We start from the raw sequence: 6,006 nt of genomic DNA on the forward strand, positions 1-6,006 counted from the left end.
AATCCATTCTCATCCTGATTGACGCGCTCTCTCACCCAGATTGTCGCGCTACACGTGTGCAGGATTTTGGATTGTATGCCGCTTTCCTGCGGGGTTTTCCTGCACAGGGAGGTTCTGATGGCCCGCGATGAGGATTTCCACGTCCGTCCGGGCCGCATCCGGAGCAAGGGAAGCAGCGCCCGGCCCCGGAGCTTTCTGGCGCAGGTGCTCCATGCCTCCCGCCGCGCGGGCGGAGGCAGTAGCGGCAGCCCCGGAAAGGGAAAAGGCAACAGTCCGCGCTCCGGCCCTTCGACCTTCGGGCGAGGCCATTCCCGGTTTGGCAGAAGCCGCCTGTTCGACGCCCATCGCCGTGTCACCGTCAAGGCCCGCGTGGTGCGACAGGCCGGGCGCGGCGCACGGCCCGGATCGCTGGCCGATCACCTCGCCTATCTGCGTCGGGATGGCGTCACCCGTGATGGTGAAAAGGCGCATCTGTTCGGGCCGGATGGTCAGGAGGTGGAGGCCGGGAATTTCGCGGCACGCTGCAAAGACGACCGGCATCATTTCCGCTTCATCGTCTCTCCCGAGGATGCACCCGAGATGGCCGACCTCGACGGCTTTACCCGCGACCTCGTGCAGCAGATGGAAGCCGATCTCGGCACGCGACTGGACTGGACCGCCGTGTCGCACTGGAACACCGACAATCCGCATGTGCATCTGATCGTGCGCGGTGTCGATCAGGCCGGGGCTGATCTGGTGATTGCCCGCCATTATATCAGCCACGGGCTGCGCTCACGAGCGGAGGATCTGGTCTCGCTGGAGCTTGGCCCGCACGCTGAGCATGAAATCAAAATAGCTCTGCGCCAGGACGTGACGGCGGAACGCTGGACACGCCTTGATGCCGAATTGCAGCGTCATGCCGATGATCTGGGGATCGTGGACCTGCGGGCTGACGCCACTACCGGCTTCGGCCAGGACGCGACGCATCGTGCGTTGCTGACCGGCAGGGCGCAGACACTGGAACGCATGGGGCTGGCCACATCAGCAGGACCGGGACGCTGGTCGCTCGCGCCCGGCATGGCGGACACGCTGCGCGAGATGGGCGCGCGGGGCGACATCATCAAAACCATGCATCGCGCCATGACGGAACGAAGCCGGGATCGGGTGATGTCTCCCGGCGATTACGTGATCTCCGGGCTCGATCAGCCCATCGCCTTGACGGGGCGGTTGCTGGAGCGCGGGTTGCACAATGAACTGACCGGCGAAGCCTATGCCGTGATCGACGCCACGGACGGCCATGTGCATCATGTCCGCTTCCCTGGCGTCGAAGCCTTCCGCGACGCCCCGCCCGATGGCGGCATCGTTGAGGTACGAACGGCGACCGGCAGGACAAGCGGGAAGGATTATCTGGTGTTGTCCGCCCGTTCCGATCTGGACCTTGCCGCCCAGGTGAAAGCGCCGGGCGCGACATGGCTGGATCATCGGCTGGTGGAACGCCTGCCCATGGACCTCGCCCGCACAGGCTTCGGGGCCGAGGTGCGGCAGGCCATGCAGGAACGCACCCGTCACCTCGCGGATCGCGGGTTGGCGTCATTCCATGCGGACGGATCAGCACGCTATCAGCGCAACCTCCTGACGACATTGCGTCAACAGGAACTCGACCAGGTGGGCGCGAAACTCGCGAAGGAAAGCGGCCTGACCTATGAGCGCAGCATTCCGGGTAACTTTGTCACCGGCCAGTATGTGAAACGCCTCAGCCTGTCCTCGGGGCGCTTCGCCATGATCGACAACGGTCTGAGCTTCCAGCTTGTGCCGTGGGCACCGTCTCTGGAGAAACAACACGACCGGTATGTCGATGGCGTCGCCCGCGACGACGGGGGCGTCGACTGGCGACACGACCGAAAGCGCGACCTCGGGATCAGCATGTGACCCATGCCGCCCGTTCCTTTTACGTCATGGCCCGCCCCGATACGACACGCCCGATTTCGGTCTTGTTTCTAAAAAAACTTTTGGTCACATCATGGTTTTTCATGGAGAATTTCCATGCGTGACCGCCTGAACGTCTCCCTGCCCGTCGCCGTGATCAGCCAGATCGGCGATCTTGCCGCACGCCGGAAGGTGACGCGCTCCGCCGTAGTGGAAGCGGCGGTCGTATCCTTGCTATCTCCTGACAGCGCGGAGAAAACCGAAGCCGCGCTCACGCGGCGGCTGGACCGGCTGACGCGGCAGATGCAGCGTCAGGAGCGCGACCTGATGATCGCGCTGGAAACGCACGCCCTGTTCATCCGCTTCTGGCTGGGCCAGATGCCGCCCCTGCCCGCCGAAGCCCAGGCCGCCGCCAATGCGTTGGGACAGGAACGGTTTGCCCGGTTTCTGGATACGCTGGGGCGACGACTGTCTCAGGGGCGGTCGTTCCGCGACGATATCCCGCTTGATATTCCCGCTATGCGTCAGACGTCGCCGACACCCGGAAAAGAAGCGCCGTCCTCATGAGTTTACCGCGCCAATTCGATAAAGCGTGTCAGAACAGGATCGCTTTCCCCATCCCGCCAGCACAGGGCAAGATCGAATGTCGCCGGGCCGCTTCCATCCATGATGGGCCGGAAGACGACACCATCCATTCTGATGCCGGTAGCGCCTTCCGTTACGAGCAGAATCTTACCCCCGTGACGGGCCAATGCCAGTAGCCGGTCGATGGCGGCGTCGTGAAACATGATGCGCTCGGGCAGAATGCCATGCAACAGCGCGAGCTTGCGAAGCTCCATACCTGCACCGCGACGCGGGAGTGTGAGGAAACAATCTGACAGGCCGGACCACGTCACCGCTGCACGCACCGCAAGCGGGTGATCGCGCGCAACAGCGGCCAGCACTCTTTCCTTCCCCAACGGGATGGCTTGGCCGTGCCAGCCCTCGCCCGCTAGGACGATCGCGACGTCGAGGCGGGAACCCAGCACATCCCGCAGCAGTCTCTCACGCGGGCCATCCATGATTTGAAGGTTCACATCGGGATATTCGGCTTGATACTGTCCGAGCAGGTTGGCCACCACACCGTTGGCGAAGGACACTTGCACGCCAAGACGGAGCTTTCCCGCCACGCCATAATGCCGCAGGCGCAGATGCAACATGGCCTCGTCCATGCCCTCCAGCACGGAGGCGGCGATCCTGGTGAACGCCACGCCCGCCGCAGTGAGCCGCGCGCCGGTCCGCATTCGCTCAAACAGGGGAATACGAAGTGCATGCTCCAGTGCCTGGATCGAGCGTGTCAACGTGCTCTGATCCACCTCCAAGGCCAGAGCCGCCCGACGAAGGCTACGGTGTTCCGCAACCGCGATGGCACGCCTCAGATCGCGAATGTTGAAGGCATAATCATCAGGCATTTTGGAAAAATAAGACCTGAACGTGTTTTATAATACACTCAAATCTCTTTATTTCCACTCCGATTTGATAAATTGTCACCATGCGTAATCTTCCGGTGCTGGCTTATGCCCTGGGAATATGACATCCAACCGTTCCAATATTTGTTGGTCCAATTTCAAATTCAGAGCACTAAAGCTCTGCAGTAGTTGGTTCGTCGTTCTCGGACCAATAACGGGTGCCGTTACGGCAGGCTGATGTAGCAGCCAAGCCAGTGCCATATTCGATGGTTTATGGCCAAGTTCGGCGGCAAGGGCCTCATACTGCTCGATCTGGGGACGCCGCTTTTCCAGCGTTTCAGCTGCCCGTCCTTCCAGGCGACGACGACCGGTCCGCTCCGCCTGCACGATGCCGCCGAGCAGTCCTCCCTGCAGGGGCGACCACGGCAGAATACCGATCCCAAAGCGCTGTGCCGCAGGGATCACTTCCAGCTCGACCGTACGGGTCAGGAGATTATAGAGGGACTGCTCACTGACCAGCCCTGCCATCCCTTTCGCCTTCGCTGCCGCCTGAGCCTCGGCTAGATTCCAGCCGGCGAAATTGCTACTCCCGGCATAGAGAACCTTGCCCTGCTGAATTGCCACATCCACTGCCTGCCAGATCTCGTCCCAGGGCGTCTCGCGATCGATATGATGGAATTGATAGAGGTCGACATAATCGGTTTTCAGACGCCTCAGGCTGGCATCAAGCGCGCGGCGAATATGAAGCGCGGACAGACGCCCCTCGTTAGGCCACTCCCCCATCGGCTCATAAACCTTCGTCGCCAGAACCGTTCGTTCCCGCCGGACACCCCCCTGAGCGAACCAGTTACCGATAATTTCCTCGGTCTTTCCGCGATGTTCCCCCCAATAATAAATATCGGCGGTGTCGAAGAAATTGAGGCCGTGCTCATGTGCGAGATCCATGATCGCATGGGACTCGGCTTCGTCGCTTTTCCAGCCGAAATTCATCGTGCCCAGGCACAAGCGGCTGACAGACAGTCCGCTTCGTCCAAGAGATTTATACTCCATAACCCTGTCCTTTCCGCGTGCAATCCTTCTCCAAACATGATGGGGTCCGTGTTATCATTCAAATGAATTGCATGGATTTCCGGATTTCGTCTGATGGATATAGCAACGGTCGATCTCAACCTCCTGAAAGTTCTTGACGCACTCCTTGCAGAAAATTCGGTCTCGGGCGCAGCACGACGACTGCGCCTCAGCCAACCGGCCACCAGTGCGGCGCTGGGACGCCTGCGCCGCCTTCTCAACGATCCCCTGCTGATCCGGCGCGGAAATGTCATGGTGCTGACGGCATGTGCCGAGGAACTGCGACCACGTATCGCCTCCTTGTTGGAAGGCATTGCCAACACGCTCGATCGCTCTTCAGATTTCGATCCTCGGACAAGCACCCGCCGCTTTCGGGTGCTGTCCAATGAATACGCCGCACAGGTCATATTCCTGCCGATCGCCCGACACCTGCGCGACATCGCACCGCATGTCACACTTGAAATTCTACCGTTCGATCCTCGCTTTGAGGAACGGCTTGCGTCGCATGATTGCGACCTCGCCATCAGTCACGCCGATTTTCTGCGTCCAACACGGCATATCGAAACTCTTTTTACTGACCGCTATGTTTCCGCCGTTCGCTCCGACCATCCTCGATTGCAAAACATCGTGTCGCTGGAAGCCTTCATCGCAGAAGACCATGTTCTGATTACCAGTCATGGGCGGACACGAGGCCCGGTAGATCACGCATTGGCCGACGCTGGATATACGCGGCGCGTCGTGACGACACTGCCTCATTACCTTCTCGCTCCGGCATTGATCGCCGGTTCCGATCTCGTGATGACCGTGCCACATGCCATCGCCCGCACGTTCCAAACAAATTGGCCGCTGCGACTGTTCGATCCCCCCTTGAGTATCGAGACTTTCGACATGGCCATGGCCTGGCATCCCCGAACCGCCGGAGACATGGCGATCGAGTGGTTGCGCCAACTTGTCCGCAACGTCGCCACGACCGCCCTCACCTGAACACGTAGATTTTATACTAAACCGAGAAAATCAGCCAATTCTCTATCCTCCATTTACCGTAATGACGATTCCGGTCACAAAGGAGGTCGCGTCCCAGGCCTGCCAGAGAATGGCATCAGCGATATTGCCCACTCTCCTCGGCCACCCGAGCGGTATTTCCACTATGATGGTGGTCACATCTCCGGAATTGCCAGCGTCACCGCGTCGCCAGGACGCTTGGGGACCGAGTGCGCCGATAGCATCCCGCAAGCAGCGGTCCTCATGTCGGCCGACCAGCACAACATCGCAATCATAAAGAAGAAGCCCTCTGGCGATGCTGAGCCTGATACCGCTTGAGCGTCAGGTCACGCTGAAGCGCGCCCAGACCGGCCCTTCCACGCAGTGTTGCTACGCGTGAATTCGCTTCCGAATGTTTCCTATATGATTCCAGTTGGTGCTCTGGAACGCCAAAAGGCGGCTTGCGCCGCCTTTTAAGTCATTGATTTTATTTGGAAATTTTGGTTGCGGGGGCAGGATCTAATCATTCCTTGCGCCCTGCGCCGGTAAAGATGGTTGCGGGGGCAGGATTTGAACCTGCGGCCTTCAGGTTATGAGCCTGACG

At 60.2% G+C, this 6,006-nt stretch carries 5 protein-coding genes; 3 read left to right on the plus strand and 2 right to left on the minus strand.

Annotated elements, in window-relative coordinates:
- Positions 1–117: 117 nt before the first annotated feature.
- Positions 118–1,908: a relaxase/mobilization nuclease domain-containing protein gene (locus tag ABF821_RS19385; RefSeq protein WP_415531262.1), complete on the plus strand. Its 1,791-nt coding sequence runs from the start codon at positions 118–120 to the stop codon at positions 1,906–1,908.
- A 114-nt stretch (positions 1,909–2,022) separates the two neighbouring features.
- Complete coding sequence (locus ABF821_RS19390; protein WP_415531263.1) at positions 2,023–2,472, plus strand: CopG family transcriptional regulator; 450 nt, start codon at positions 2,023–2,025, stop codon at positions 2,470–2,472.
- A gap of 2 nt (positions 2,473–2,474) precedes the next feature.
- On the opposite strand, the gene ABF821_RS19395 is transcribed toward ABF821_RS19390, so the two are convergent.
- Both ABF821_RS19395 and ABF821_RS19400 read right to left on the minus strand, forming a co-directional pair.
- Entirely contained in the window at positions 2,475–3,356 is an 882-nt protein-coding gene (locus tag ABF821_RS19395) for a LysR family transcriptional regulator (protein ID WP_415531264.1), read from the minus strand.
- 75 nt (positions 3,357–3,431) lie between these two features.
- A complete protein-coding gene (locus ABF821_RS19400) occupies positions 3,432–4,403 on the minus strand; it encodes an aldo/keto reductase (RefSeq protein ID WP_415531265.1) in 972 nt (323 codons plus the stop codon).
- A 93-nt stretch (positions 4,404–4,496) separates the two neighbouring features.
- On the opposite strand from ABF821_RS19400, the gene ABF821_RS19405 reads away from it, so the two are divergent.
- Positions 4,497–5,405: a LysR family transcriptional regulator gene (locus ABF821_RS19405; protein ID WP_415531266.1), complete on the plus strand. Its 909-nt coding sequence runs from the start codon at positions 4,497–4,499 to the stop codon at positions 5,403–5,405.
- Positions 5,406–6,006: the final 601 nt, after the last annotated feature.

Origin of the sequence: Gluconacetobacter sp. (assembly GCF_047721585.1) — a bacterium.
In the GTDB taxonomy this organism is placed as follows: Bacteria; Pseudomonadota; Alphaproteobacteria; order Acetobacterales; family Acetobacteraceae; genus Gluconacetobacter; species Gluconacetobacter dulcium.